Here is a 25001-nt window from a genome sequence, read left to right as displayed (position 1 = left end):
AAGTCTGGGCCCTGGCAGCCCCCATTCGTCGGATCGAGGCAGTTTTGCCCCGGTTCGTTGAGAGGGGAGGTCGGGGCCTTGCCTTGACTGGGGGCAAGATCCTCTTTAGACTCTTGTACCCCTAAATTTGGCGGGAATTCGTTCCTGCCATTTTGCTTTTCTTGCAAGACAATAGCGTCGCAAGACAACAGTGGAGCTAGTAGATGGCAACTATCAACCAGCTGGTACGTCAGCCGCGTAAGCGTATCGTCGAGAAATCCGACGTACCTGCGCTGCAGAACTGCCCGCAACGTCGTGGCGTATGCACTCGCGTGTATACCACTACGCCGAAAAAACCTAACTCGGCACTGCGTAAAGTATGCCGTGTGCGTCTGACCAACGGTTTCGAGGTTTCCTCGTACATCGGCGGTGAAGGCCACAACCTGCAAGAGCACAGCGTGGTACTGATCCGCGGCGGTCGTGTAAAAGACTTGCCAGGTGTTCGTTACCACACCGTACGCGGCTCCTTGGATACTTCCGGCGTTAAAGGTCGTAACCAGGGTCGTTCGAAGTACGGTACCAAGAAGCCTAAGTAGTAGCGGCTTTTTGTAAAACTGAATCATCTTATTTTCTGAGTCGATAAGAGTAAGGTCGGAGGCGTCCCGAAAGGGCACCGATTCCGAGCGAACCTGAAGACCGTTTGAGGGCTTATCCATGCCAAGAAGACGCGTAGCAGCCAAGCGCGAAGTGCTTGACGATCCAAAATACGGAAGCCAAATCCTGGCCAAGTTCATGAACCACGTGATGGAAAGCGGCAAGAAAGCCGTTGCCGAGCGTATCGTTTATGGCGCGCTGGAAAAGGTTAAAGAACGCAAGAACAGCGACCCCCTGGAAATCTTCGAGAAAGCTCTCGACGCCATCGCTCCGCTGGTCGAAGTGAAGTCGCGCCGTGTAGGCGGTGCTACTTACCAGGTTCCGGTTGAAGTTCGTCCGTCCCGTCGTAACGCCCTGGCAATGCGCTGGTTGGTAGACTTCGCCCGTAAGCGTGGCGAGAAGTCTATGGCTCTGCGTTTGGCTGGCGAACTGTTGGACGCTGCTGAAGGTAAAGGCGCTGCTGTTAAGAAGCGTGAAGACGTGCACCGTATGGCTGAAGCTAACAAGGCTTTCTCGCACTACCGCTTCTAAATCCAGCGTCACTCAATTTGCGAGGGCTTTATGGCTCGTACTACACCGATTAATCGCTACCGTAACATTGGTATCGTTGCTCACGTGGATGCTGGTAAAACCACCACCACCGAGCGCGTCCTTTTTTACACCGGCAAAAGTCACAAGATGGGCGAGGTGCATGACGGCGCCGCGACCACAGACTGGATGGTTCAGGAGCAGGAGCGTGGTATTACCATTACTTCTGCTGCTATTACCGCCTTCTGGAAAGGTTCCGAGAAGCAGTACAAAGACGAGCACCGCTTCAACGTTATCGATACCCCAGGCCACGTAGACTTCACTATTGAAGTTGAGCGTTCCCTGCGTGTACTCGACGGCGCTGTCGTTGTGTTCTGCGGTACCTCGGGTGTTGAGCCTCAGTCGGAAACCGTATGGCGTCAAGCCAACAAATACGGCGTTCCACGTCTTGTTTACGTAAACAAGATGGACCGTGCTGGTGCCAACTTCCTGCGCGTGATCGGTCAGATCAAGCAGCGTCTGGGTCACACTCCGGTGCCAATTCAATTGGCAATCGGTTCCGAAGATAACTTCCAGGGCCAGATCGATCTGATCGCCATGGAAGCCGTCTACTGGAATGACGCTGACAAAGGTATGGTTCCTGTTCGTAAGCCTATCCCTGCTGAACTGCAGGAACTGGCTGACGAGTGGCGTAACAACATGGTTGAGGCTGCTGCCGAAGCCAGCGAAGAACTGATGAACAAGTACCTCGAAGGTGAAGAACTCACCAACGCGGAAATCAAGGCCGCTCTGCGTCAGCGTACTATCGCTGGTGAGATCGTCTTGGCTGTTTGTGGTTCTTCCTTCAAGAACAAGGGTGTTCCCCTGGTTCTCGACGCCGTTATCGACTACCTGCCTGCTCCAACCGACATTCCTGCTATCAAGGGTACCAACCCTGATAACGAGGAAGAAGAGATGGAGCGTCACGCCGATGACAGCGAGCCGTTCTCGGCTCTGGCGTTCAAGATCGCAACCGACCCATTCGTGGGTACCTTGACTTTCGTCCGCGTTTACTCGGGCGTGTTGGCCTCCGGCGACGGCGTGATCAACTCGGTTAAAGGTAAGAAAGAGCGCGTGGGTCGTATGGTGCAAATGCACGCAAACGCCCGTGAAGAGATCAAGGAAGTGCGCGCTGGTGACATCGCGGCCCTGATCGGCATGAAGGACGTCACCACTGGTGAAACTTTGTGCGACGCTGCTAAGCCAATCATCCTGGTTCGTATGGACTTCCCGGAGCCGGTTATTTCGGTTGCCGTAGAGCCTAAGACCAAGGATGACCAGGAAAAAATGGGTATCGCTCTGGGCAAACTTGCTCAGGAAGATCCATCTTTCCGCGTCAAGACTGATGAAGAGACTGGTCAAACGATCATCTCCGGCATGGGCGAGTTGCACCTGGACATCCTGGTTGACCGGATGCGCCGTGAGTTCAACGTCGAAGCCAACATCGGTAAGCCTCAGGTTTCCTATCGTGAGCGCATCACGAAGAACTGTGAAATCGAAGGCAAGTTCGTTCGTCAGTCCGGCGGTCGTGGTCAGTTCGGTCACTGCTGGATCCGTTTTGCTCCTGCTGACGAAGGTCAGGAAGGTCTGCAATTCGTGAACGAAGTAGTAGGTGGTGTTGTTCCTAAGGAATACATCCCTGCTATCCAGAAGGGTATCGAAGAGCAGATGAAGAACGGTGTTGTCGCCGGCTATCCGCTGATCGGCCTGAAAGCAACCGTTTTTGACGGTTCTTACCACGACGTCGACTCCAACGAGATGGCGTTCAAGGTGGCTGCTTCCATGGCAACCAAGCAACTGGCCCAGAAGGGCGGTGGTGAGTTGCTTGAGCCAATCATGGCGGTAGAAGTTGTTACACCTGAAGACTATATGGGTGATGTCATGGGCGACCTTAACCGTCGTCGCGGCATGATCTTGGGTATGGAAGACACGGTTTCCGGCAAAGTGATTCGCGCCGAGGTTCCGTTGGGTGAGATGTTCGGTTATGCGACCGACGTTCGCTCCATGTCCCAGGGTCGCGCAAGCTACTCTATGGAATTCAAAAAATACAACACAGCTCCGGCGCACATCGCTGAAACTGTATCCAAAAAACAAGGCTGATTCAGTCCTTTAGGCAAGGAGTTAATTGTCGTGGCTAAAGAAAAATTTGATCGTTCCCTACCGCACGTCAACGTTGGCACCATCGGTCACGTTGACCACGGTAAAACCACTCTGACTGCTGCTCTGACTCGCGTTTGCTCCGAAGTATTCGGTTCCGCAATCGTTGATTTCGATAAAATCGACAGCGCACCAGAAGAAAAAGCTCGTGGTATCACCATCAACACCGCGCACGTCGAGTACAACTCGAAGATTCGTCACTACGCTCACGTTGACTGCCCAGGTCACGCTGACTATGTGAAGAACATGATCACTGGTGCTGCCCAGATGGACGGCGCGATCCTGGTTTGCTCGGCCGCTGATGGTCCGATGCCACAAACCCGTGAGCACATCCTGCTGTCCCGTCAGGTAGGCGTTCCGTACATCGTGGTTTTCCTGAACAAGGCTGACCTGGTAGACGACGCTGAGCTGCTGGAACTGGTTGAGATGGAAGTGCGCGATCTGCTGAGCACTTACGACTTCCCAGGCGACGACACTCCGATCATCATCGGTTCTGCTCGTATGGCGCTGGAAGGCAAAGACGACAACGAAATGGGCACCACTGCCGTTCGTAAACTGGTTGAAACTCTGGACAGCTACATCCCAGAACCAGTTCGTCTGACCGACAAGCCATTCCTGATGCCAATCGAAGACGTATTCTCGATCTCGGGTCGCGGTACTGTTGTGACTGGTCGTATCGAGCGTGGTATCGTTCGCGTTCAAGACCCACTGGAAATCGTTGGTCTGCGTGACACCACCGTTACCACTTGCACCGGTGTTGAAATGTTCCGCAAGCTGCTCGACGAAGGTCGTGCTGGCGAGAACTGTGGCGTACTGCTGCGCGGCACCAAGCGTGATGACGTTGAACGTGGTCAGGTTCTGGTTAAGCCAGGTACCGTTAAGCCGCACACCAAGTTCACCGCAGAAGTTTACGTTCTGAGCAAGGAAGAAGGCGGTCGTCACACTCCGTTCTTCAAAGGCTACCGTCCACAGTTCTACTTCCGTACTACTGACGTGACTGGTAACTGCGAACTGCCAGAAGGCGTTGAAATGGTAATGCCAGGCGATAACATTCAAATGACTGTTACCCTGATCAAAACCATCGCAATGGAAGACGGTCTGCGCTTCGCTATCCGTGAAGGCGGCCGTACCGTTGGTGCTGGCGTTGTAGCTAAAATCATCGAGTAAGCTCTTTTTTGAGTTAGCTTCGAGGTTTTGAAAAAGCCCCCGCTCAGCGGGGGCTTTTTTTATTGGGTTGACACCTATCTGGGGCGTCTATAGAATTGCGCCTCCTTTTAACGGGCGTATTGCGCTCGCTGGGAATAGCAGCCGGAGTCTGAAATCCAATGCAAAATCAGCAAATCCGTATCAGGTTGAAGGCTTTTGACCATCGCCTGATCGACCAATCCACCCAGGAAATCGTGGAAACCGCGAAACGTACTGGTGCTCAAGTGCGTGGTCCAATTCCACTGCCTACCCGTAAAGAGCGGTTCACCGTTCTGGTCTCCCCGCACGTCAACAAAGACGCGCGTGACCAGTACGAGATCCGTACTCATAAGCGCGTACTGGACATCGTCCAGCCAACGGATAAAACCGTTGATGCACTTATGAAGCTTGATCTGGCGGCCGGTGTGGAAGTACAGATCAGCCTCGGCTAAGACTTGGGTCTTAGTCGTGTAACGCTCTGAAATGGGCGGCCATAGCGGGTGAAAGCCCCGTACACTCATGAGGTTTACAACATGACTATTGGTGTAGTCGGTCGTAAATGCGGTATGACCCGTATTTTCACCGAAGAAGGTGTCTCCATTCCGGTCACGGTCATTGAGATCGAACCGAATCGCGTCACCCAGTTCAAAACTGAAGAAACCGATGGCTATCGTGCAGTGCAAGTCACTGTCGGCGAGCGTCGTGCTTCGCGCGTGACTGCTGCTCAAGCAGGTCACTTCGCTAAAGCAAACGTTGCAGCTGGTCGCACTGTTATGGAGTTCCGTCTTGAAGAAGGCGACTACCAGGCTGGCGATCTGATCAACGCTGAAATCTTCGCCGCTGGTCAACTGGTTGATGTAACCGGTCAGTCCAAGGGTAAAGGCTTCCAGGGTACGATCAAGCGTTGGAATTTCCGTGGCCAAGACAACACTCACGGTAACTCCGTTTCCCACCGCGTCCCGGGCTCTATTGGCCAGTGCCAGACTCCTGGTCGTGTATTCAAGGGCAAAAAAATGTCCGGTCATATGGGCGCTGAGCGCGTGACCGTGCAGTCCCTCGAAGTAGTGCGCGTCGACGCTGAACGCAATCTGTTGTTGGTCAAGGGTGCTGTTCCTGGCGCTACTGGCGGCAACCTGGTTGTACGTCCAGCGGCCAAGGCTCGCGGTTAAGGGGAAGCTGACATGCAATTAAATGTAAATGACGCTCAAGCGATCGAAGTTTCCGAACTGACATTTGGCGGCGAATTCAACGAGACGCTCGTTCACCAAGCAGTCGTGGCCTACATGGCCGGCGGCCGTCAAGGTAGCAAGCAGCAAAAGACCCGTTCCGACGTTCGTGGTGGCGGTAAGCGCCCTTGGCGTCAGAAAGGTACTGGCCGTGCTCGTGCCGGTACTATCCGTAGCCCAATCTGGCGCGGCGGCGGTACCACTTTCGCAGCTCGTCCGCAGGATCACACTCAGAAGCTCAACAAGAAGATGTACCGCGCAGCACTGCGCTCCATCCTTGCTGAACTCGTGCGTACTGATCGTCTGGTCGTGGTTCAGGACTTCGCTGTTGAAGCACCGAAAACCAAAGATCTGCTGAACAAGCTGAACGGCATGGGCCTGACTGACGTCTTGATCGTGTCTGAAGCTGTTGATCAGAACCTGTACCTGGCTGCTCGCAACCTGCCACACGTTGATGTACGTGACGTGCAAGGTTCCGATCCAGTTAGTCTGATCGCATACGACAAGGTGTTGATCACCGTGTCGGCCGTGAAGAAATTCGAGGAGCTGCTGGGATGAACCAGGAACGCGTATTTAAAGTTCTGCTTGGCCCGCACGTTTCCGAAAAGGCTACGGTTCTGGCTGACAAGAAAGGCCAGTTCGTTTTCAAGGTTGCAACTGACGCAACCAAGCTGGAAATCAAGAAGGCCGTCGAAAGCCTGTTCAGCGTGAAAGTAGAGCGTGTTACTACCCTGAATGTTCTGGGTAAGAGCAAGCGCACTGCTCGCGGTCTGGGCAAGCGTAATGACTGGAAGAAGGCAGTTATCTCCCTTCAGCCAGGCCAAGATCTCGATTTCAGCAGCAGTGCTGAGTAAGGAAGGGGTGCATCATGGCAATCGTTAAATGCAAACCGACTTCCCCTGGCCGCCGTTTTGTGGTCAAGGTGGTCAACCAGGAGCTGCATAAAGGCGCTCCTCACGCACCGCTGCTCGAGAAGAAATCGAAGACTGGTGGTCGTAACAACAATGGTCGCATTACCACTCGTCACATCGGTGGTGGCCATAAACAGCATTATCGTCTGGTCGACTTCCGTCGCAACGACAAAGATGGCATCGCTGCCACTGTCGAGCGTATCGAATACGATCCAAACCGTACTGCTCACATCGCTCTGCTGCTGTACGCAGATGGCGAGCGTCGCTACATCATCGCCCCTAAAGGCGTGAGTGCTGGTGACCAGCTGATCGCAGGTGCTCTGGCACCGATCAAGCCGGGCAACGCTCTGCAACTGCGTAACATTCCAGTTGGTAGCACCGTACACGGCATCGAATTGAAGCCAGGTAAAGGCGCGCAAATCGCTCGTTCCGCTGGTGCTTCGGCTCAGCTGATCGCTCGTGAAGGTGTCTACGTGACCCTGCGTCTGCGTTCTGGTGAGATGCGTAAAGTGCTGGCTGAATGCCGCGCGACCCTGGGTGAAGTCTCGAACTCCGAGCACAGCCTGCGTTCGCTGGGTAAAGCTGGTGCCAAACGCTGGCGTGGCGTTCGCCCAACCGTTCGTGGTGTTGCCATGAACCCGGTTGACCACCCACACGGTGGTGGTGAAGGTCGTACCTCTGGTGGTCGTCATCCGGTATCGCCATGGGGCTTCCCGACTAAGGGCGCGAAGACTCGTGGTAATAAGCGTACCGACAAAATGATCGTCCGTCGTCGCAAGTAAATAGAGGGATACGACAGTGCCACGTTCTCTGAAAAAAGGTCCTTTTATTGATCTTCACCTACTGAAGAAGATCGAAGTGGCGGCGGAAAAGAACGATCGCAAACCAGTTAAGACCTGGTCGCGTCGTTCGATGATCCTGCCACAAATGGTCGGTCTGACCATCGCAGTACACAACGGTCGTCAACACGTCCCAGTTCTCGTTAACGAAGACATGGTCGGCCACAAACTAGGCGAGTTTGCCGGTACCCGCACTTATCGTGGGCACGTGGCAGACAAGAAAGCCAAGCGTTAAGGGGTAAGGAAATGGAAGTAGCCGCTAAGTTGTCGGGCGCTCGAATCTCCGCCCAGAAAGCCCGCTTGGTCGCCGACCAGATCCGCGGGAAGAAGGTGGGCGAAGCGCTCAACCTGTTGGCTTTCAGCAGTAAGAAAGCCGCCGAGATCATGAAGAAAGTGCTGGAGTCGGCCGTAGCCAACGCCGAGCATAACGAAGGCGCAGACGTTGATGACCTGAAGGTCAGCACCGTTTTCGTCAACGAAGGGCGTTCGCTGAAGCGTATCATGCCGCGTGCCAAAGGCCGTGCTGATCGCATCGTCAAGCGGTCTTGCCATATCACTGTCAAGGTTGCTGACAAGTAACGGAGTCGAAGAGATGGGTCAGAAAGTACATCCCATTGGCATTCGCCTGGGAATCGTCAAGGAGCACACCTCCGTCTGGTACGCAGACGGTCGGACTTATGCGGACTATTTGTTCGCTGATCTGAAGGTGCGTGAGTATCTCCAAGACAAACTAAAAAGCGCGTCCGTAAGCCGTATCGATATCCATCGTCCGGCACAAACTGCACGTATCACCATCCACACCGCTCGTCCAGGTATCGTTATCGGGAAGAAAGGTGAAGATGTTGAGAAACTGCGTCAGGACCTGACCAAGCAAATGGGTGTGCCTGTGCACATCAATATCGAAGAGATCCGCAAGCCGGAGCTCGACGGTATGCTGGTTGCGCAGAGCGTAGCTCAGCAGCTGGAGCGTCGCGTCATGTTCCGTCGCGCTATGAAGCGCGCCGTACAGAACGCCATGCGTATTGGTGCCAAAGGCATCAAAATCCAAGTGAGCGGTCGTCTCGGCGGTGCTGAAATCGCACGTACTGAATGGTATCGCGAAGGTCGTGTGCCACTGCACACCCTGCGTGCCGACATCGACTATGCCAACTACGAAGCTCACACCACTTATGGTGTGATCGGTGTAAAGGTTTGGATCTTCAAAGGCGAAGTAATTGGTGGTCGCCAAGAAGAACTGAAACCACAAGCACCAGCGCCTCGTAAAAAAGCTGCTAAGTAAGGGGTACGCCAAATGTTGCAACCAAAGCGTACGAAGTTCCGCAAGCAGATGACAGGCCACAACCGTGGTCTGGCTCAGCGCGGTAGCAAAGTCAGCTTCGGCGAATTCGCGCTGAAGTCTGTAGCTCGTGGTCGTCTCACCGCTCGTCAGATCGAGTCAGCGCGTCGTGCTCTGACCCGTCACGTAAAACGTGGCGGCAAGATCTGGATCCGTGTATTCCCGGACAAGCCGATCTCCAAAAAGCCCCTCGAAGTTCGGATGGGTAAAGGTAAGGGTAACGTGGAATACTGGGTAGCCCAGATTCAGCCAGGCAAAGTCCTGTATGAAATCGAGGGTGTAACTGAAGAGCTGGCGCGTGAGGCTTTTGCCCTGGCTGCTGCAAAGCTGCCGCTCGCCACCGCCTTTGTTAAACGGACGGTGATGTGATGAAAGCGAATGAACTTCGTGAAAAATCCGCACAGCAGCTGAACGAGCAACTGCTCGGCCTGCTGCGCGACCAGTTCAATCTGCGCATGCAGAAAGCAACTGGCCAGTTGGGGCAGTCTCATCTGCTCTCGCAAGTTAAGCGTGACATCGCTCGCGTGAAGACTGTGCTCAACCAGCAGGCAGGTAAGTGATCATGGCTGAAGCCGAAAAGACTGTCCGTACGCTGACTGGCCGTGTTGTCAGCGACAAGATGGACAAAACCATCACCGTTTTGATCGAGCGTCGCGTTAAGCACCCGATCTACGGTAAATATGTTAAGCGTTCGACTAAGCTGCACGCGCACGACGAAACCAACCAGTGCCACATCGGCGACAAAGTCACTATTCGTGAAACTCGTCCGCTGGCCAAGACCAAGTCTTGGGCACTGGTTGATGTTCTCGAACGCGCTGTGGAAGTCTAAGGACTAGGGGTCGGAGAAATTATATGATTCAGACTCAATCCATGCTCGATGTGGCCGATAACAGCGGCGCTCGCCGTGTTATGTGCATCAAGGTGCTGGGTGGCTCCCATCGTCGTTACGCTGGTATCGGTGACATCATCAAAGTTACCGTGAAGGAAGCAATTCCTCGCGGTAAAGTGAAAAAAGGCCAAGTGATGACTGCTGTTGTAGTCCGCACTCGTCACGGCGTTCGCCGTGCAGATGGCTCCATTATCCGCTTTGATGGCAACGCTGCTGTTCTTCTGAACAACAAGCAAGAGCCGATCGGCACCCGTATCTTTGGGCCAGTGACCCGTGAACTTCGTACTGAGAAGTTCATGAAGATCGTCTCGCTCGCCCCAGAAGTGCTGTAAGGAGATCCGACATGCAAAAGATTCGTCGTGACGACGAGATCATCGTGATCGCCGGCAAAGACAAAGGTAAGCGCGGTAAGGTGCTGAAGGTTCTCGCTGACGACCGTCTGGTCGTCGGTGGTCTGAACCTGGTCAAGCGTCATACCAAGCCTAACCCTATGTCGGGCGTACAAGGCGGTATCGTCGAGAAAGAAGCGCCACTGCACGCTTCTAACGTCGCCATCTTCAACGGCGAAACCAACAAGGCTGACCGCGTTGGTTTCAAAGTAGAAGACGGTAAGAAAATTCGTGTCTTCAAGTCGACCCAAAAAGCGGTTGATGCTTGAACACTGCTAGGTAGATAAGACCATGGCACGACTACAAGAGATTTACCGGAAGGAAATCGCCCCCAAGCTTAAGGAAGAACTTAAGCTCGGGAACGTGATGGAAGTTCCGCGCGTTACCAAAATCACCCTGAACATGGGTCTGGGCGAAGCGATCGGCGACAAAAAAGTCATCGAGCACGCTGTTGCTGACCTGGAAAAGATCACCGGTCAAAAAGTCGTTGTGACTTACGCTCGGAAATCCATCGCTGGCTTTAAAGTCCGTGAAGGTTGGCCGATCGGCGTCAAAGTGACTCTGCGCCGTGAGCGTATGTACGAATTCCTGGATCGTCTGCTGTCGATCTCCCTGCCTCGGGTCCGCGACTTCCGCGGCCTGAATGCCAAGTCCTTCGATGGTCGTGGTAACTACAGCATGGGCGTGAAAGAGCAGATCATCTTCCCGGAAATCGACTACGACAAGATCGATGCTCTCCGCGGTCTGGACATCACCCTGACCACCACTGCCAAGAACGATGATGAAGGTCGCGCCCTGTTGCGTGCTTTCAAATTCCCGTTCCGCAACTGATTGGAGTAGGACCATGGCCAAGATGAGCATGAAAAACCGCGAGCTGAAACGTCAGCTCACGGTTGCCAAGTACGCCAAGAAGCGTGCAGCACTGAAAGCAATCATCGTTGATCTGAACGCAAGTCCAGAAGCACGTTGGGAAGCCACAGTAGCTCTGCAGAAGCAGCCACGTGACGCAAGCGCCTCGCGCATGCGTAACCGCTGCCGCCTGACCGGTCGTCCACACGGCGTTTACCGCAAGTTCGGCCTCGGCCGTAACAAACTGCGTGAAGCGGCAATGCGTGGTGACGTACCAGGTCTGGTTAAAGCCAGCTGGTAAGTACTTTCAAAGTCCGGACGGTCTGAATCGCAAGATACTGACCGCCGGTACCTTGAATCTGGAACAAGCCCCTTTTGGGGCTTGTTTCATTTCCGGAGTGTGTCTAGAATACCCGGCTCGCCTGAGCCCGTGTTTTCTATGCCCGGAGATACTCAGCGACATATGTAGCCGCAAGGCTAATTTTTTTGTATTAGGAGCGTCTAGCCCATGAGTATGCAGGACCCGTTAGCGGACATGCTAACTCGTATCCGTAATGCCCAGATGGCTGAAAAGTCCGTCGTAAGCATGCCATCTTCCACGTTGAAGGTAGCTGTTGCCAAAGTCCTGAAAGACGAAGGCTACATTGCGGGTTATCAGATCAGCAGCGAAATCAAACCACTGCTGTCCATCGAGCTGAAGTACTTCGAAGGCCGTCCGGTCATCGAGGAAGTGAAGCGCGTTAGCCGTCCAGGCCTGCGTCAGTACAAGTCCGTTGAAGATCTGCCGAAAGTTCGTGGCGGTCTTGGCGTGTCTATCGTCTCCACCAACAAAGGTGTGATGACGGATCGTGCTGCGCGCGCTGCCGGTGTCGGCGGCGAAGTTCTTTGCACTGTGTTCTAAGGGGGGATAAGCATGTCTCGCGTCGCTAAGAACCCCGTTAAGCTGCCAGCCGGTGTCGAAGTAAAATTCGCAGGCCAACAGCTTTCGGTGAAGGGTGCCAAGGGTACTCTTGAACTGAACATCCATTCGTCCGTTGAGATCGTTGAAGAAGCTGGTGAGCTGCGTTTCGCTGCTCGCAATGGCGATCAACAAACTCGCGCAATGGCCGGTACCACGCGTGCGTTGGTAAACAACATGGTCCAAGGCGTAAGCCAAGGCTTCGAGCGTAAGCTCCAGCTGGTCGGTGTTGGTTACAAAGCGCAAGCAAAAGGCACGGTTTTGAACCTGGCCCTTGGCTTCTCGCACCCAGTGGATTACGAACTGCCGGAAGGCATCACCGCTGAGACCCCTAGCCAAACCGATATCCTGATCAAGGGCATCGATAAGCAGCTGGTAGGTCAGGTGGCCGCTGAGATCCGCGACTTCCGTCCACCAGAGCCGTACAAAGGCAAAGGTGTGCGCTACGCGGACGAAGTCGTCCGTCGTAAAGAAGCCAAGAAGAAGTAGGGCATAGCAAATGACCGACAAAAAAGTTACTCGACTGCGTCGCGCTCGCAAAGCACGCCTGAAAATGCACGAACTCGAAGTCGTGCGTCTCTGCGTGTTCCGCTCGTCGCAGCACATCTACGCCCAGGTCATCTCGGCCGACGGCAACAAAGTCCTGGCAAGCGCCTCGACTTTGGATAAAGAACTGCGTGATGGTGCCACCGGCAACATCGACGCGGCCACTAAGGTTGGCCAGCTGGTCGCTACGCGTGCTAAAGCCGCTGGCGTCTCGCAGGTGGCTTTCGACCGCTCTGGCTTCAAGTATCACGGTCGCGTCAAGGCGCTGGCTGATGCTGCTCGTGAAGCTGGGCTGGAGTTCTAAGTTATGTCAAATAACGACCAAAAGCGCGACGAAGGCTACATTGAGAAGCTGGTTCAAGTTAACCGCGTAGCCAAAACCGTTAAAGGCGGCCGTATCTTCACTTTCACCGCGTTGACCGTGGTGGGTGATGGTAAAGGGCGCGTTGGCTTCGGCCGTGGCAAGTCACGTGAAGTGCCTGCTGCGATCCAGAAGGCAATGGAAGCTGCTCGTCGCAACATGATCCAAGTTGATCTGAACGGCACCACTCTGCAGTACGCAATGAAGTCCGCCCATGGCGCTTCGAAGGTGTACATGCAGCCTGCTTCTGAAGGTACCGGTATCATCGCTGGCGGCGCTATGCGTGCTGTCCTCGAAGTTGCTGGCGTTCAGAACGTTCTGGCCAAGTGCTACGGCTCGACTAACCCAGTAAACGTGGTTCACGCCACTTTCAAGGGTTTGAAAGCAATGCAGTCTCCTGAATCCATTGCCGCCAAGCGTGGCAAAAGCGTCAAGGAGATCTTCTGATCATGGCTACCGTTAAAGTAACGCTGATCAAAAGCATGACCGGCCGCATCCCTAACCACAAATTGTGCGTTAAGGGTTTGGGTCTGCGTCGCATCGGTCACACTGTAGAAGTCCAGGATACTCCCGAGAATCGCGGGATGATCAACAAGGCTTACTACATGCTGCGTGTCGAGGGTTAATCGATGAAACTCAATGATCTGAGTCCAGCGCCGGGTTCCCGTCGCGAAAAGCATCGTCCGGGCCGTGGTATCGGTAGCGGTTTGGGTAAGACTGGTGGCCGTGGCCACAAAGGTCAAACCTCCCGCTCCGGTGGCACCATTGCTCCAGGCTTTGAAGGCGGTCAACAGCCGCTGCATCGTCGCCTGCCTAAGTTCGGTTTCGTATCCCTGAAGGCCATGGACCGCGCAGAAGTGCGTCTGTCCGAGCTGGCTAAAGTGGAAGGCGACATCGTTACTGTGCAGACCCTGAAAGATGCCAACGTGATCAACGTCAACGTACAGCGTGTGAAAATCATGCTGTCCGGTGAAGTGACTCGCGCTGTCACTATCGGCAAGGGAATCTGCGCCACCAAAGGTGCGCGTTCGGCTATCGAAGCAGCTGGCGGCAAGTTCGAGGAATAAATGGCTAAGCAAGGTGCTCTCTCAGCGCTCGGCAAAGGCGGTATGTCTGAACTTTGGGCTCGTCTGCGTTTTCTGTTCCTGGCGATTATCGTCTACCGAATAGGCGCACACATCCCGGTTCCAGGTATCAACCCGGACCGACTCGCAGACCTGTTTCGACAGAATGAGGGGACCATTCTTAGCTTGTTCAACATGTTTTCCGGCGGCGCGCTGGAACGGATGAGCATCTTTGCACTGGGGATCATGCCGTACATTTCGGCATCGATCATCATGCAACTGATGACCGCCGTCAGCCCGCAGCTGGAGCAGTTGAAGAAGGAAGGTGAAGCTGGCCGTCGCAAGATTAGCCAGTACACCCGCTACGGCACTGTCATCCTCGCCCTGGTTCAAGCTATCGGCATGTCCGTTGGCCTGGCGGGGCAGGGTGTTGCGTTCACTGGTGACTTTGGCTTCCATTTCGTCGCGGTATCCACGTTTGTGGCTGGTGCGATGTTCATGATGTGGCTGGGTGAGCAGATTACTGAGCGTGGTGTTGGTAACGGTATCTCGATGTTGATTTTCGCAGGTATCGTCGCCGGTCTTCCGAGAGCGATCGGGCAGTCTTTCGAGTCTGCACGTCAGGGTGATATCAACATTTTCGCCCTGGTTGCCATCGGTTTGCTGGCAGTAGCGATTATCGGTTTTGTGGTGTTCATTGAGCGTGGCCAGCGTCGTATTGCTGTTCACTACGCCAAGCGTCAGCAGGGCCGTAAGGTCTTTGCTGCGCAGACCAGCCACTTGCCGCTGAAAGTGAATATGGCCGGTGTTATTCCGGCAATTTTCGCGAGCAGCATCTTGCTGTTTCCGGCTTCGTTGGGTACCTGGTTTGGTCAGTCTGAAAACATGGGCTGGCTGCAGGACCTCTCTCAGTCGATCGCTCCTGGTCAGCCGTTGAATATTCTGCTGTTTAGTGCAGGGATTATTTTCTTCTGCTTCTTCTATACGGCGTTGATGTTCAATCCGAAAGACGTAGCGGAAAACCTGAAGAAGTCCGGTGCCTTTATTCCGGGCATCCGTCCAGGTGAGCAGTCTGCACGCTACATTGATGGCGTTCTGACTCGTTTGACCCTGTTCGGTGCTCTATATATGACGGCCGTGTGCTTGTTGCCCCAGTTCCTGGTGGTTGCAGCAAACGTTCCGTTCTACCTTGGCGGGACCTCGTTGCTGATCGTGGTCGTGGTTGTGATGGACTTCATGTCCCAAGTACAATCGCACCTCGTTTCGCACCAGTACGAATCCCTGATGAAGAAAGCCAACCTGAAGGGTTACGGCAGCGGCATGTTGCGCTGAGTACCCATAAGGTTCGAGGAGTTGGTGATGAAAGTTCGTGCATCGGTGAAAAAGCTGTGCCGTAACTGCAAGATTATTCGCCGCGAAGGTGTTGTTCGAGTAATTTGCAGCGCGGAACCGCGTCACAAACAGCGCCAAGGCTGAGTGTGATCCGCTTGAAGCCCGGCAGCTAGTGCGCTGCCGGGTTGATTATTTGTTATTACAGCGATATTATCTCGCGCCCTATTTCTTGGCTTCCGGGGCGTAGGTAGCTGTCAATTGGAGTCCCACTGAATGGCCCGTATTGCAGGCGTTAACATTCCAGATAACAAGCACACTGTTATCTCGCTGACCTACATCTATGGTGTTGGTCGCACTACTGCGCAGAAAATTTGCGCGGTCGCTGGGGTAAACCCAGCCGCTAAGATCAAGGATCTGAGCGACGAGCAGGTTGAATTGCTGCGTGGCGAAGTGGCGAAGTTCACCACTGAAGGTGACCTGCGTCGCGAAATCAACATGAAAATCAAGCGTTTGATGGACCTCGGTTGCTATCGCGGTCTGCGTCATCGTCGTGGTCTTCCAGTACGCGGTCAGCGTACCAAGACTAACGCGCGTACCCGTAAAGGTCCGCGTAAGCCGATCCGCAAGTAATCGCCCCCGCGAATCGACAGGAAAATTATCATGGCAAAACCTGCTGCTCGTCCTCGTAAAAAAGTTAAAAAGACAGTGGTTGATGGCATCGCCCACATCCATGCTTCTTTTAACAACACCATCGTGACCATCACCGACCGTCAAGGTAACGCGCTTTCTTGGGCTACCTCCGGTGGTTCGGGTTTCCGCGGTTCCCGCAAGTCCACCCCGTTCGCTGCTCAAGTAGCTGCTGAACGTGCTGGTCAAGCTGCGCTGGAATACGGCCTGAAAAACCTCGACGTTAACGTCAAAGGTCCAGGTCCAGGTCGTGAGTCCGCTGTCCGTGCTTTGAACGGCTGTGGCTATAAGATCGCCAGCATCACCGACGTGACGCCAATCCCGCACAACGGGTGCCGTCCGCCGAAGAAGCGCCGCGTGTAATCCAGGAGATTGTAAAGAATGGCTCGTTACATTGGTCCAAAATGCAAACTCGCTCGTCGCGAAGGCACCGATCTCTTCCTGAAGAGCGGCGTGCGCGCGATCGAATCGAAGTGCAACATTGAAGCAGCACCTGGTATCCACGGCCAACGCCGCGGTCGCCAGTCCGATTACGGCACCCAACTGCGTGAAAAGCAGAAGGTCCGTCGTATCTACGGCGTTCTCGAGCGTCAGTTCAGCGGCTACTACAAAGAAGCTGCTGGCAAGAAAGGTGCAACCGGTGAAAACCTGCTGCAACTGCTCGAATGCCGTCTGGACAACGTTGTATACCGTATGGGCTTTGGTTCTACTCGTGCCGAATCCCGTCAGCTGGTATCGCACAAGTCGATCAGCGTTAACGGCCAGACCGTAAACGTTCCGTCCTACCAGGTTCGTGCTGGTGACGTGGTCGCTGTTCGCGAGAAAGCAAAAAACCAACTTCGCATTGTCCAAGCTCTCGATCTGTGTGCCCAACGTGGCCGCGTAGAATGGGTAGAAGTAGACACTGAGAAGAAGTCGGGCGTTTTCAAGAACGTTCCAGCTCGCAGTGATCTGTCCGCCGACATCAACGAAAGCCTGATTGTCGAGCTCTACTCCAAGTAAGGGCTAGAAAATAGGTGCATCCATGCAGATTTCGGTAAATGAGTTCCTGACACCCCGCCACATTGATGTGCAGGTTGTCAGTCCAACCCGCGCCAAAATCACACTCGAGCCTCTCGAGCGTGGTTTTGGCCACACCCTGGGCAACGCGCTGCGCCGCATCCTGTTGTCCTCAATGCCCGGCTGTGCAGTAGTCGAGGCCGAGATTGACGGTGTGCTCCACGAGTACAGCGCCATCGAAGGTGTACAGGAAGACGTAATTGAAATCCTGTTGAACCTTAAAGGTCTGGCTATCAAGCTGCACGGCCGTGACGAAGTTACGCTGACCTTGTCGAAGAAGGGTTCGGGGGTGGTTACCGCTGCCGATATTCAGCTGGATCATGATGTCGAGATCGTTAACCCCGATCACGTAATCGCTAACCTGGCGTCTAACGGCGCCCTGAACATGAAGCTCACTGTAGCTCGTGGTCGTGGTTATGAACCGGCCGACTCGCGTCAGAGCGATGAAGACGAAAGCCGCAGCATTGGTCGCTTGCAGCTTGACTCTTCGTTCAGCCCGGTTCGCCGTATCGCATACGTGGTGGAAAACGCCCGTGTCGAGCAGCGTACTAACCTGGACAAGCTGGTTATTGATCTGGAAACCAACGGTACTCTGGACCCTGAAGAGGCTATCCGTCGCGCTGCAACCATTCTGCAACAGCAGTTGGCTGCGTTCGTCGACCTCAAAGGCGACAGCGAACCAGTGGTAATCGAGCAGGAAGACGAGATCGATCCGATCCTGCTTCGCCCGGTTGACGATCTGGAACTGACTGTACGTTCGGCTAACTGCCTTAAGGCGGAAAACATTTACTACATCGGCGACCTGATTCAGCGTACCGAAGTAGAACTGTTGAAGACTCCGAACCTGGGCAAGAAATCCTTGACTGAAATCAAGGACGTTCTGGCCTCCCGCGGTCTGTCCCTCGGCATGCGCCTCGACAACTGGCCGCCTGCAAGTCTTAAGAAGGACGACAAGGCGACTGCCTGATCGTCGTAATCACCGAACGTGAGTTTGGTAAGGAATGAACCATGCGTCATCGTAAAAGTGGACGTCACCTGAGCCGTACCAGCTCGCACCGTAAGGCCATGTTCCAAAACATGGCGGTGTCGCTGTTCGAGCACGAGCTGATCAAAACTACACTGCCGAAAGCTAAAGAACTGCGTCGCGTTGCTGAGCCGCTGATCACTTTGGCTAAGACAGACAGCCTGGCTAACCGCCGTCTGGCCTTCGACCGTACTCGTTCGAAAGCTATCGTTGGTAAGCTCTTCAACGACCTGGGCAAGCGTTACGCTACCCGTGAGGGTGGCTACCTGCGCATCCTCAAGTGCGGTTTCCGCGCTGGCGACAACGCGCCTATGGCGTATGTCGAGTTGGTTGATCGTGCTACTGCCGGCGAAGCTGTAAGCGCCGAGTAAGACGACAGTCTGTTACGAAGAACCGGGCCTAGCGCCCGGTTTTTTGTGCGCGTAAGAAAAGCGCCATGGATACAAGCGTGCATCGATCTGGCCGCGGCATTATGGGCGTCGGGTGTATTGGTAGTAATTTTCTATTGATGTCCACAATTTAATGAATTTGTAGACGTCATGTTGATGATCAATACTCACTGCAAGCCGATTAGCCGGCAGTTCCAAGTCCGACCTGAGGAAGATTGAACATGAGCCAGAACAAAATTCTTACCACCGCCAGCGGCGCTCCCGTGGCGGATAACCAGAACTCCCGTTCCGCCGGCCCGCGTGGCCCGTTGTTGCTCGATGATTTTCACCTGATCGAGAAGCTCGCTCACTTCAACCGCGAAAACATCCCTGAGCGTCGCGTACACGCCAAAGGTTCGGGTGCTTACGGCACGTTCACCGTCACCCGGGACATTACTCAGTACACCAGCGCCAAGCTGTTCGAGGCCGTTGGTAAACAAACGCCGACCTTTCTGCGTTTCTCCACGGTTGGTGGCGAACGTGGTTCGGCGGATACCGAGCGCGACCCTCGTGGCTTTGCCTTGAAGTTCTACACCGAAGAAGGCAACTGGGACATCGTCGGTAACAACACCCCGGTGTTCTTCATCCGCGACCCACTCAAGTTCCCTGATTTCATCCACACTCAAAAACGCCTGCCGCAAAGCAATCTGAAAAGCGCGCAGATGATGTGGGATTTCTGGTCGCACTCCCCGGAGGCGCTGCACCAGGTCACCATCCTGTTTTCGGACCGTGGTATCCCTGACGGTTACCGCCACATGCACGGCTTCGGTAGCCACACCTACAGCTTGATCAACGCCAAGGGCGAGCGGCACTGGGTGAAGTGGCACTACAAGACCAAGCAAGGCATCAAGAACCTGGCACCGGCCGAGGCGGCACGTTTGGCCGGTACCGACCCTGATTACGCACAGCGCGATCTGTTTGGTGCGATCGAGCGCGGGGATTTCCCGAAATGGCGCGTCTGCATTCAGATCATGACCGAGGCCCAGGCCAACGCACATTACGAGAACCCCTTTGACGTGACCAAAACCTGGTCGCAGAAGGAGTTCCCGCTGATCGAAGTCGGTGAGCTGGAGCTCAACCGTAATCCGCAGAACTACTTCGCCGAAGTGGAACAAGCGGCGTTCGGCCCGAGCAACATGGTCCCGGGTGTTGGCCTGTCGCCGGACCGCATGCTGCAAGGTCGCGTCTTCGCTTACGCAGATGCCCACCGCTACCGTATCGGCACCAACCACCAGCAATTGCCGGTGAATGCCCCACGTAGCCCGGTCAACAGCTACCAGCGTGATGGCTCGATGGCCTTCGGCAGCAACGGTGGTGCGGCGCCCAACTATGAGCCAAACAGCTACGCCGACGCGCCGAAACAAGCGCCACAGTACGCCGAGCCCGCATTGGCCCTGAGCGGTGCCGCGGATCGTTACGATCACCGCGAAGACACCGACTATTACAGCCACGCCGGTGCGCTGTTCCGCCTGATGAACGATGAGCAGAAAGCCTTGCTCACCGGCAACATCGCAGGCGCCATGGCGGGGGTTTCCAGTGATGTGGTCCAGCGTCAGTTGCAGCACTTCTTCAAAGCCGATCCGGCTTATGGAGAAGCAATCGCAAAGGCGCTGGGTGTATCGATTAACTGACTCTAAACGATAAGCAGAACCGCCCTCATTTGGGCGGTTTTTGCGTTAATTCAGCTGCTTTTCTCAGGAAATCTTCACTTTTCAGCCGTTGGCTCCGTGACCTATGGGTCAGCATGGTTCAAACTAAAGACTTTCAAGCAGGGAGATGTAGGGCGATGCAAGGTCACCCCGACGTAATCGATTACCTCAACACGTTGCTGACGGGCGAACTCGCGGCTCGTGACCAATATTTCATCCATTCGCGTATGTACGAAGACTGGGGCTTTACCGAGCTCTACGAGCGTATCAACCATGAGATGGAAGAAGAGACCCAGCACGCCGACGCACTGATGCGCCGTATCCTGATGCTCGAAGGCACGCCACGCATGCGTCCCGACGACTTGGACGTAGGCACAACGGTGCCTGAGATGCTCGCCGCCGACCTGCGCCTCGAGAACAAGGTCCGTGCCGCGCTCTGCAAGGGCATCGAGCTGTGCGAGCAGCACAACGACTATGTCACTCGTGAAATTCTGCGCGTGCAGTTGGCCGATACCGAAGAAGATCACACCTACTGGCTGGAAAAGCAGCTGGGCCTGATCAAGCTGGTCGGCCTGGAGAATTACCTGCAATCGCAGTTCTGATTCCCGGCTGTAAAAAAGCCCCTGTCACCGTTGAAGTGACAGGGGCTTTTTATTGGTTCTTCACGGATTGCCGGGAAAGACGCTCTTGATCTTCATGAAAAAGAATTCGCTGTCCCGGTAACCGTACGCCATTCGTTTGATGACCTTTATTCGATTGTTTATTCCTTCCAACTGACCAGTGTGCATTGGCCAGCGTACCCGGCTCACGATGCCCCGCCAGTAGCCCTTTAGTCGCTTTGCGAACTGGATCAGTGCGGGTATTTCGCTTTCTTGAGCATGACGCAGCCACTGCTTCCAGGCTGATCTCCAGTCCCAGGCATCGCTCGGCGCCCAGAGCATTTTGAGCTCGGCCTTCATCAAGTAGACCGTCATTAACGATTGGTTAGCGGCCAGCAGATCCTGTAAATGAACCTGCTGTTCCGGCTTTTTCAGGTTCTCCGGGTTACGCAATAGCAACCATCGCGCTTGCTTTATGATCTTTCGAGCGGGCTTGTCATGGCGCAATCGGTTCGCCTCGTCAACGCGAACACGATCAATCACTTCTCGGCCATATTTGGCGACCACATGGAAAAGGTCATAAATCACTCGTGCTTTTGGGCAGTGTTGGCGAACTTCCAGGTCATAAGCCGTGTTCATGTCCATCGCTACCGCTTCAATTCGGGCGCACCCTTCTGGCCCCAGCTCTTCGAAAAACGGTCTGACTGCCGCTCGGCTACGGCCTTCGCCGATCCAAAGCACTCGCCGAGTATCAGCGTCCAACACCACGCTGGCGTAGCGATGACCTTTGAATAACGCGAACTCGTCCATTATCAGGCGCCGTGGCTGGGCCTTGGGTAAGGCACTCAACGCCGCTTGCAGAGCGCGCCGCTCCAGCAACCGAACGGTGTCCCAGTGCAGCCCGAACATTTGCGCAACATGCAGTGTAGGAAGGCGTTCGCAGGCTTGAATAACGGCCTCCGCCAGCCGGCGCGTCATGCGGGCATAGCGATCCAGCCAACTGACGACCTCCATGCGCTTGCCACAATCACGGCAACTAACACGCCTGAGCTGCACGTTGAGGCGGACTGCGCGACCGAGAATCGGCAAGTCACGCACGACTCGATCGCAGTACTCATGAGTTGTTGAACAGAGCTTTTGGCAGCCACCACAGGTGGGAAATCGCGTGGCCTGGGGGATCAGATCGATTTGAAGGGCATCGCCGTCAGGTTTGATCGCAACGACAGAAAAGCCCTCCCAAAAAGGAAGGAAAGTATTAATATTGCGCATAAGAACGCCGGTTTTTTAGATGTGTTTGCTCGCACGAACATCATCCATCAAATCGGCGTTCTTGTTTCTGTGTTTCCCGGGATTCCGTGAAGAACCTTTTTATTGGGCCGGATAAATCAGGCCCGGTCGCGCGCGAGCAACGGTTTCAAGTAGTAACCCGTGTGCGATTGCGGCATCTCGGAGACCTGCTCCGGCGTACCTACCGCGATGATCTGACCGCCCTTGGAACCGCCTTCCGGCCCGAGGTCGACCAGCCAGTCGGCGGTCTTGATCACATCCAGGTTGTGCTCGATCACCACCACGGTGTTGCCGTGGTCACGCAGGCGGTGCAACACATCCAGCAATTGCTGAATGTCCGCGAAGTGCAGGCCCGTGGTCGGCTCATCGAGGATATACAGGGTTTTACCGGTGTCGCGCTTGGACAGCTCGCGGGACAGCTTGACCCGTTGCGCTTCACCACCGGACAGCGTGGTCGCCGATTGCCCCAGCTTGATGTACGACAAGCCCACATCCATCAGCGTCTGCAGCTTGCGCGCCAACGCCGGAACCGCGTCGAAGAACACCCGCGCTTCCTCGATGGTCATCTCCAGGGTTTCGTGGATGTTCTTGCCCTTGTATTTGATCTCAAGGGTTTCGCGGTTGTAGCGCTTGCTCTTGCACACATCGCACGGCACGTAGATGTCCGGCAGGAAGTGCATCTCCACCTTGATCAAGCCATCGCCCTGGCACGCTTCGCAGCGCCCTCCCTTGACGTTGAACGAGAACCGGCCCGGCCCGTAGCCCCGCGAGCGGGATTCCGGCACGCCGGCGAACAACTCGCGAATGGGCGTGAACAGCCCGGTATAGGTCGCCGGGTTGGAGCGGGGAGTACGGCCAATCGGGCTCTGGTCGATATCGACCACTTTGTCGAGGAGCTCCAGGCCCTTGATGCTGTCATGTGCAGCCGCTTCCAGCGTGGTCGCGCCGTTCAGGGCGGTGGCGCTCAACGGGAACAGCGTGTTGTTGATCAGCGTCGACTTGCCGGAGCCGGAAACACCGGTCACGCAGGTCAGCAGACCCAGCGGAATTTCCAGGTCGACATTGCGCAGGTTGTTGCCGCGCGCGCCCTTGAGGTGCAACGCCATCTTCTTGTTGCGTGGCGTGCGCTTGGACGGCACTTCAATCCTCACGCGCCCGGACAGGTACTTGCCGGTCAGCGAGTCTGGATGAGCCATCACCTCGGCAGGCGTGCCTTGGGCGACGATATGCCCACCATGCACGCCGGCCCCCGGGCCGATATCGACCACATAATCGGCCAGGCGAATCGCGTCTTCGTCGTGCTCGACCACGATCACCGTGTTGCCGATGTCCCGCAGGTGTTTCAGCGTGCCCAGGAGGCGATCGTTATCGCGCTGGTGCAAGCCAATCGACGGCTCATCAAGGATATACAACACGCCCACCAGGCCGGCGCCGATCTGGCTGGCCAGGCGGATGCGCTGGGCTTCACCGCCCGACAAGGTATCCGCGCTGCGGTCCAGCGACAGGTAATCCAGGCCGACGTTGACCAGGAACTGCAGGCGCTCGCGAATCTCCTTGAGGATCTTGTCGGCAATCTCCCCACGGCGTCCGGTCAGCTTGAGTACGCCGAAATATTCACAGGCGTCGCCGATCGGCAGGTTGGTCACCGCCGGCAGGGTCTTCTCGCCAACCCATACGTGCCGCGCCTCACGGCGCAGGCGGGTGCCTCGGCAATCCGGGCAGGGCTGGGTGCTGAGGAACTTGGCCAGTTCTTCCCGCACGCTCGCCGACTCGGTCTCGCGGTAGCGGCGTTCGAGGTTGGGTACGATGCCTTCGAACGGATGCGAGCGTTTGACGATATCGCCACGGTCGTTGAGGTATTTGAAGTCGACGTTCTGCGAGCCGCTGCCGTTGAGAATGACCTTCTGCTGATCCGCCGGCAGTTGGTTGAACGGTACTTCCAGGCTGAACTTATAGTGCGAGGCCAATGAGCCGAGCATCTGGAAGTAATAGACGTTACGCCTGTCCCAGCCGCGTATCGCGCCTTCCGCCAGCGTCAGCTCGCCATTGACCAGGCGCTTTATGTCGAAGAACTGCTTCACGCCCAGGCCATCGCAGGTCGGGCAGGCGCCGGCCGGGTTGTTGAAGGAAAACAGCTTGGGTTCCAGCTCGCTGATGGCGTGGCCACAGATCGGGCAGGCAAAGCGTGCGGAGAAGATGATCTCTTCGCCCGGTTCGTCGTCCATCGGCGCGACCAGGGCGATACCGTCCGCCAGCTTCAGGGCTGTCTCGAAGGATTCCGCCAGGCGCTGCTGCAAGTCGGCGCGTACTTTGAAGCGGTCGACCACGACATCGATCGAGTGCTTCTTCTGCTTGTCGAGCTTCGGCGCTTCGTCCAGCTCGTACAGCTTGCCGTTGATCCGCGCACGCACGAAACCTTGCGCGCGCAGTTCTTCAAACACTGAAAGGTGTTCCCCCTTGCGCTCGCGAATCACCGGCGCCAGCAGCATCAGCTTGGCGCCTTCCGGCTGGGCCAGCACCAGGTCGACCATCTGGCTGACGGTCTGGGCTTCCAGCGGGATGTCGTGGTCCGGGCAGCGCGGGATACCGACGCGCGCATACAGCAGGCGCAGGTAGTCGTAGATCTCGGTGATGGTGCCCACGGTGGAGCGCGGGTTGTGGGAAGTCGACTTCTGCTCGATGGAAATTGCCGGCGACAGGCCTTCGATGGTGTCGACGTCGGGTTTTTCCATCATCGACAGAAACTGGCGGGCATAGGCCGACAGCGACTCGACATAGCGCCGCTGGCCTTCGGCGTACAGCGTGTCGAACGCCAGCGACGATTTGCCGGACCCGGACAAACCGGTGATGACGATCAGTTTGTCCCGGGGCAGGGTCAGGTCGATGTTCTTCAGGTTGTGGGTTCTAGCCCCACGAATCAGGATCTTGTCCAAGATGGCCTCGCACGGCGGGCGTAAATAATGCCGGAGTATACGGCTAAAGACTGGATGAATATACACTGTCAAGGTGCCAGGTGCAGCCTTACA

36 protein-coding genes are annotated in these 25001 nt (G+C 55.5%); 34 read left to right on the top strand and 2 right to left on the bottom strand.

Annotated elements, in window-relative coordinates:
* The first annotated feature begins 203 nt into the window (after positions 1–203).
* The 34 genes from rpsL (at position 204) to bfr (ending at position 20691) form a co-directional block, all read left to right on the top strand.
* Positions 204–575 (top strand): 30S ribosomal protein S12, encoded by a 372-nt coding sequence (rpsL, locus tag RGV59_RS02465; RefSeq protein ID WP_002555494.1) that lies wholly within the window; start codon positions 204–206, stop codon positions 573–575.
* Positions 576–693: 118 nt separating this feature from the next.
* A complete protein-coding gene (gene rpsG / locus RGV59_RS02460; RefSeq protein ID WP_002555493.1) occupies positions 694–1164 on the top strand; it encodes a 30S ribosomal protein S7 in 471 nt (156 codons plus the stop codon).
* A gap of 30 nt (positions 1165–1194) precedes the next feature.
* Positions 1195–3300, top strand: coding sequence for an elongation factor G (gene fusA / locus RGV59_RS02455; protein WP_017848800.1), 2106 nt, complete (start codon positions 1195–1197; stop codon positions 3298–3300).
* A gap of 30 nt (positions 3301–3330) precedes the next feature.
* Positions 3331–4524, top strand: coding sequence for an elongation factor Tu (gene tuf / locus RGV59_RS02450; protein ID WP_017848801.1), 1194 nt, complete (start codon positions 3331–3333; stop codon positions 4522–4524).
* A gap of 158 nt (positions 4525–4682) precedes the next feature.
* Entirely contained in the window at positions 4683–4994 is a 312-nt protein-coding gene (gene rpsJ / locus RGV59_RS02445; protein ID WP_003186070.1) for a 30S ribosomal protein S10, read from the top strand.
* An 81-nt stretch (positions 4995–5075) separates the two neighbouring features.
* Positions 5076–5711, top strand: a complete 636-nt coding sequence (rplC, locus tag RGV59_RS02440) for a 50S ribosomal protein L3 (protein ID WP_007253310.1) — start codon at positions 5076–5078, stop codon at positions 5709–5711.
* 12 nt (positions 5712–5723) lie between these two features.
* On the top strand, positions 5724–6326 hold the full coding sequence (gene rplD / locus RGV59_RS02435; RefSeq protein WP_003210082.1) for a 50S ribosomal protein L4: 603 nt from the start codon (positions 5724–5726) through the stop codon (positions 6324–6326).
* A complete protein-coding gene (gene rplW / locus RGV59_RS02430) occupies positions 6323–6622 on the top strand; it encodes a 50S ribosomal protein L23 (protein WP_002555488.1) in 300 nt (99 codons plus the stop codon). The genes rplD and rplW overlap by 4 nt, the downstream gene beginning before the upstream one ends.
* A 14-nt stretch (positions 6623–6636) precedes the next feature.
* Positions 6637–7461, top strand: coding sequence for a 50S ribosomal protein L2 (gene rplB, locus RGV59_RS02425; protein WP_003210080.1), 825 nt, complete (start codon positions 6637–6639; stop codon positions 7459–7461).
* 16 nt (positions 7462–7477) lie between these two features.
* The gene (rpsS, locus tag RGV59_RS02420; RefSeq protein WP_002555486.1) at positions 7478–7753 is read left to right on the top strand and encodes a 30S ribosomal protein S19; all 276 of its coding nucleotides are present in this window, start codon (positions 7478–7480) and stop codon (positions 7751–7753) included.
* Positions 7754–7764: 11 nt separating this feature from the next.
* Positions 7765–8097 carry a 50S ribosomal protein L22 gene (gene rplV / locus RGV59_RS02415; RefSeq protein WP_003103908.1) on the top strand — a complete coding sequence of 111 codons (333 nt, stop codon included), beginning with the start codon at positions 7765–7767 and terminating at the stop codon, positions 8095–8097.
* Between the two features lie 13 nt (positions 8098–8110).
* A complete protein-coding gene (rpsC, locus tag RGV59_RS02410; RefSeq protein WP_003176422.1) occupies positions 8111–8797 on the top strand; it encodes a 30S ribosomal protein S3 in 687 nt (228 codons plus the stop codon).
* A gap of 12 nt (positions 8798–8809) precedes the next feature.
* Positions 8810–9223 carry a 50S ribosomal protein L16 gene (gene rplP / locus RGV59_RS02405; RefSeq protein WP_003232424.1) on the top strand — a complete coding sequence of 138 codons (414 nt, stop codon included), beginning with the start codon at positions 8810–8812 and terminating at the stop codon, positions 9221–9223.
* A complete protein-coding gene (rpmC, locus tag RGV59_RS02400; protein ID WP_002555481.1) occupies positions 9223–9414 on the top strand; it encodes a 50S ribosomal protein L29 in 192 nt (63 codons plus the stop codon). The genes rplP and rpmC overlap by 1 nt, the downstream gene beginning before the upstream one ends.
* Positions 9415–9416: 2 nt before the next feature.
* Positions 9417–9683, top strand: coding sequence for a 30S ribosomal protein S17 (rpsQ, locus tag RGV59_RS02395; RefSeq protein ID WP_003176419.1), 267 nt, complete (start codon positions 9417–9419; stop codon positions 9681–9683).
* 23 nt (positions 9684–9706) lie between these two features.
* Entirely contained in the window at positions 9707–10075 is a 369-nt protein-coding gene (gene rplN, locus RGV59_RS02390; RefSeq protein WP_002555479.1) for a 50S ribosomal protein L14, read from the top strand.
* 11 nt (positions 10076–10086) lie between these two features.
* Positions 10087–10401, top strand: coding sequence for a 50S ribosomal protein L24 (gene rplX, locus RGV59_RS02385; RefSeq protein ID WP_007896770.1), 315 nt, complete (start codon positions 10087–10089; stop codon positions 10399–10401).
* Positions 10402–10423: 22 nt separating this feature from the next.
* Positions 10424–10963 carry a 50S ribosomal protein L5 gene (rplE, locus tag RGV59_RS02380; RefSeq protein WP_003194642.1) on the top strand — a complete coding sequence of 180 codons (540 nt, stop codon included), beginning with the start codon at positions 10424–10426 and terminating at the stop codon, positions 10961–10963.
* A gap of 13 nt (positions 10964–10976) precedes the next feature.
* Positions 10977–11282, top strand: a complete 306-nt coding sequence (gene rpsN / locus RGV59_RS02375; protein ID WP_003176414.1) for a 30S ribosomal protein S14 — start codon at positions 10977–10979, stop codon at positions 11280–11282.
* A gap of 207 nt (positions 11283–11489) precedes the next feature.
* Positions 11490–11882, top strand: a complete 393-nt coding sequence (gene rpsH, locus RGV59_RS02370; RefSeq protein WP_017848802.1) for a 30S ribosomal protein S8 — start codon at positions 11490–11492, stop codon at positions 11880–11882.
* Between the two features lie 12 nt (positions 11883–11894).
* On the top strand, positions 11895–12428 hold the full coding sequence (gene rplF, locus RGV59_RS02365; RefSeq protein WP_003176412.1) for a 50S ribosomal protein L6: 534 nt from the start codon (positions 11895–11897) through the stop codon (positions 12426–12428).
* Between the two features lie 10 nt (positions 12429–12438).
* Positions 12439–12789: a 50S ribosomal protein L18 gene (rplR, locus tag RGV59_RS02360; RefSeq protein WP_003186037.1), complete on the top strand. Its 351-nt coding sequence runs from the start codon at positions 12439–12441 to the stop codon at positions 12787–12789.
* A gap of 3 nt (positions 12790–12792) precedes the next feature.
* Positions 12793–13293 (top strand): 30S ribosomal protein S5, encoded by a 501-nt coding sequence (gene rpsE / locus RGV59_RS02355; RefSeq protein ID WP_003186035.1) that lies wholly within the window; start codon positions 12793–12795, stop codon positions 13291–13293.
* 2 nt (positions 13294–13295) lie between these two features.
* Positions 13296–13472 (top strand): 50S ribosomal protein L30, encoded by a 177-nt coding sequence (gene rpmD / locus RGV59_RS02350; protein WP_003176408.1) that lies wholly within the window; start codon positions 13296–13298, stop codon positions 13470–13472.
* 3 nt (positions 13473–13475) lie between these two features.
* Positions 13476–13913 carry a 50S ribosomal protein L15 gene (gene rplO, locus RGV59_RS02345; RefSeq protein WP_322246860.1) on the top strand — a complete coding sequence of 146 codons (438 nt, stop codon included), beginning with the start codon at positions 13476–13478 and terminating at the stop codon, positions 13911–13913.
* Positions 13914–15242 (top strand): preprotein translocase subunit SecY, encoded by a 1329-nt coding sequence (gene secY / locus RGV59_RS02340; protein ID WP_003176406.1) that lies wholly within the window; start codon positions 13914–13916, stop codon positions 15240–15242.
* 27 nt (positions 15243–15269) lie between these two features.
* A complete protein-coding gene (rpmJ, locus tag RGV59_RS02335; protein ID WP_002555468.1) occupies positions 15270–15386 on the top strand; it encodes a 50S ribosomal protein L36 in 117 nt (38 codons plus the stop codon).
* Positions 15387–15515: 129 nt separating this feature from the next.
* A complete protein-coding gene (rpsM, locus tag RGV59_RS02330; protein WP_017848803.1) occupies positions 15516–15872 on the top strand; it encodes a 30S ribosomal protein S13 in 357 nt (118 codons plus the stop codon).
* Positions 15873–15902: 30 nt separating this feature from the next.
* A complete protein-coding gene (gene rpsK / locus RGV59_RS02325; protein ID WP_002555466.1) occupies positions 15903–16292 on the top strand; it encodes a 30S ribosomal protein S11 in 390 nt (129 codons plus the stop codon).
* A gap of 18 nt (positions 16293–16310) precedes the next feature.
* Positions 16311–16931 (top strand): 30S ribosomal protein S4, encoded by a 621-nt coding sequence (rpsD, locus tag RGV59_RS02320; protein ID WP_003176404.1) that lies wholly within the window; start codon positions 16311–16313, stop codon positions 16929–16931.
* Positions 16932–16953: 22 nt separating this feature from the next.
* Positions 16954–17955: a DNA-directed RNA polymerase subunit alpha gene (locus RGV59_RS02315; protein WP_003176403.1), complete on the top strand. Its 1002-nt coding sequence runs from the start codon at positions 16954–16956 to the stop codon at positions 17953–17955.
* A gap of 41 nt (positions 17956–17996) precedes the next feature.
* Positions 17997–18383 (top strand): 50S ribosomal protein L17, encoded by a 387-nt coding sequence (gene rplQ, locus RGV59_RS02310; RefSeq protein WP_003176402.1) that lies wholly within the window; start codon positions 17997–17999, stop codon positions 18381–18383.
* A 239-nt stretch (positions 18384–18622) separates the two neighbouring features.
* On the top strand, positions 18623–20071 hold the full coding sequence (locus RGV59_RS02305; protein WP_079444808.1) for a catalase: 1449 nt from the start codon (positions 18623–18625) through the stop codon (positions 20069–20071).
* A 155-nt stretch (positions 20072–20226) separates the two neighbouring features.
* Positions 20227–20691 carry a bacterioferritin gene (gene bfr, locus RGV59_RS02300; RefSeq protein ID WP_017848805.1) on the top strand — a complete coding sequence of 155 codons (465 nt, stop codon included), beginning with the start codon at positions 20227–20229 and terminating at the stop codon, positions 20689–20691.
* Positions 20692–20751: 60 nt separating this feature from the next.
* Here bfr and RGV59_RS02295 read toward each other — a convergent pair whose 3' ends face one another.
* Positions 20752–21957, bottom strand: coding sequence for an ISL3 family transposase (locus RGV59_RS02295; protein WP_026139890.1), 1206 nt, complete (start codon positions 21955–21957; stop codon positions 20752–20754).
* Positions 21958–22073: 116 nt separating this feature from the next.
* The gene (gene uvrA, locus RGV59_RS02290; protein WP_017849544.1) at positions 22074–24908 is read right to left on the bottom strand and encodes an excinuclease ABC subunit UvrA; all 2835 of its coding nucleotides are present in this window, start codon (positions 24906–24908) and stop codon (positions 22074–22076) included.
* Positions 24909–25001 lie beyond the last annotated feature (93 nt).

Origin of the sequence: Pseudomonas sp. FG1, from assembly GCF_034313875.1 — a bacterium.
GTDB lineage: Bacteria > Pseudomonadota > Gammaproteobacteria > Pseudomonadales > Pseudomonadaceae > Aquipseudomonas > Aquipseudomonas veronii.
The sequence above is the reverse complement of the archived record's forward strand: the minus strand, read 5'-3'. Positions and strand labels throughout refer to the sequence as shown.

Coding starts and splice junctions, on each gene's coding strand:
- rpsL (WP_002555494.1), top strand. CDS start 204: ATGGCAACTATCAACCAGCTGGTACGTCAGCCGCGTAAGCGTATCGTC.
- rpsG (WP_002555493.1), top strand. CDS start 694: ATGCCAAGAAGACGCGTAGCAGCCAAGCGCGAAGTGCTTGACGATCCA.
- fusA (WP_017848800.1), top strand. CDS start 1,195: ATGGCTCGTACTACACCGATTAATCGCTACCGTAACATTGGTATCGTT.
- rpsJ (WP_003186070.1), top strand. CDS start 4,683: ATGCAAAATCAGCAAATCCGTATCAGGTTGAAGGCTTTTGACCATCGC.
- rplC (WP_007253310.1), top strand. CDS start 5,076: ATGACTATTGGTGTAGTCGGTCGTAAATGCGGTATGACCCGTATTTTC.
- rplD (WP_003210082.1), top strand. CDS start 5,724: ATGCAATTAAATGTAAATGACGCTCAAGCGATCGAAGTTTCCGAACTG.
- rplW (WP_002555488.1), top strand. CDS start 6,323: ATGAACCAGGAACGCGTATTTAAAGTTCTGCTTGGCCCGCACGTTTCC.
- rplB (WP_003210080.1), top strand. CDS start 6,637: ATGGCAATCGTTAAATGCAAACCGACTTCCCCTGGCCGCCGTTTTGTG.
- rplV (WP_003103908.1), top strand. CDS start 7,765: ATGGAAGTAGCCGCTAAGTTGTCGGGCGCTCGAATCTCCGCCCAGAAA.
- rpsC (WP_003176422.1), top strand. CDS start 8,111: ATGGGTCAGAAAGTACATCCCATTGGCATTCGCCTGGGAATCGTCAAG.
- rplP (WP_003232424.1), top strand. CDS start 8,810: ATGTTGCAACCAAAGCGTACGAAGTTCCGCAAGCAGATGACAGGCCAC.
- rpmC (WP_002555481.1), top strand. CDS start 9,223: ATGAAAGCGAATGAACTTCGTGAAAAATCCGCACAGCAGCTGAACGAG.
- rpsQ (WP_003176419.1), top strand. CDS start 9,417: ATGGCTGAAGCCGAAAAGACTGTCCGTACGCTGACTGGCCGTGTTGTC.
- rplN (WP_002555479.1), top strand. CDS start 9,707: ATGATTCAGACTCAATCCATGCTCGATGTGGCCGATAACAGCGGCGCT.
- rplX (WP_007896770.1), top strand. CDS start 10,087: ATGCAAAAGATTCGTCGTGACGACGAGATCATCGTGATCGCCGGCAAA.
- rplE (WP_003194642.1), top strand. CDS start 10,424: ATGGCACGACTACAAGAGATTTACCGGAAGGAAATCGCCCCCAAGCTT.
- rpsN (WP_003176414.1), top strand. CDS start 10,977: ATGGCCAAGATGAGCATGAAAAACCGCGAGCTGAAACGTCAGCTCACG.
- rpsH (WP_017848802.1), top strand. CDS start 11,490: ATGAGTATGCAGGACCCGTTAGCGGACATGCTAACTCGTATCCGTAAT.
- rplF (WP_003176412.1), top strand. CDS start 11,895: ATGTCTCGCGTCGCTAAGAACCCCGTTAAGCTGCCAGCCGGTGTCGAA.
- rplR (WP_003186037.1), top strand. CDS start 12,439: ATGACCGACAAAAAAGTTACTCGACTGCGTCGCGCTCGCAAAGCACGC.
- rpsE (WP_003186035.1), top strand. CDS start 12,793: ATGTCAAATAACGACCAAAAGCGCGACGAAGGCTACATTGAGAAGCTG.
- rpmD (WP_003176408.1), top strand. CDS start 13,296: ATGGCTACCGTTAAAGTAACGCTGATCAAAAGCATGACCGGCCGCATC.
- rplO (WP_322246860.1), top strand. CDS start 13,476: ATGAAACTCAATGATCTGAGTCCAGCGCCGGGTTCCCGTCGCGAAAAG.
- secY (WP_003176406.1), top strand. CDS start 13,914: ATGGCTAAGCAAGGTGCTCTCTCAGCGCTCGGCAAAGGCGGTATGTCT.
- rpmJ (WP_002555468.1), top strand. CDS start 15,270: ATGAAAGTTCGTGCATCGGTGAAAAAGCTGTGCCGTAACTGCAAGATT.
- rpsM (WP_017848803.1), top strand. CDS start 15,516: ATGGCCCGTATTGCAGGCGTTAACATTCCAGATAACAAGCACACTGTT.
- rpsK (WP_002555466.1), top strand. CDS start 15,903: ATGGCAAAACCTGCTGCTCGTCCTCGTAAAAAAGTTAAAAAGACAGTG.
- rpsD (WP_003176404.1), top strand. CDS start 16,311: ATGGCTCGTTACATTGGTCCAAAATGCAAACTCGCTCGTCGCGAAGGC.
- RGV59_RS02315 (WP_003176403.1), top strand. CDS start 16,954: ATGCAGATTTCGGTAAATGAGTTCCTGACACCCCGCCACATTGATGTG.
- rplQ (WP_003176402.1), top strand. CDS start 17,997: ATGCGTCATCGTAAAAGTGGACGTCACCTGAGCCGTACCAGCTCGCAC.
- RGV59_RS02305 (WP_079444808.1), top strand. CDS start 18,623: ATGAGCCAGAACAAAATTCTTACCACCGCCAGCGGCGCTCCCGTGGCG.
- bfr (WP_017848805.1), top strand. CDS start 20,227: ATGCAAGGTCACCCCGACGTAATCGATTACCTCAACACGTTGCTGACG.
- RGV59_RS02295 (WP_026139890.1), bottom strand. CDS start 21,957: ATGCGCAATATTAATACTTTCCTTCCTTTTTGGGAGGGCTTTTCTGTC.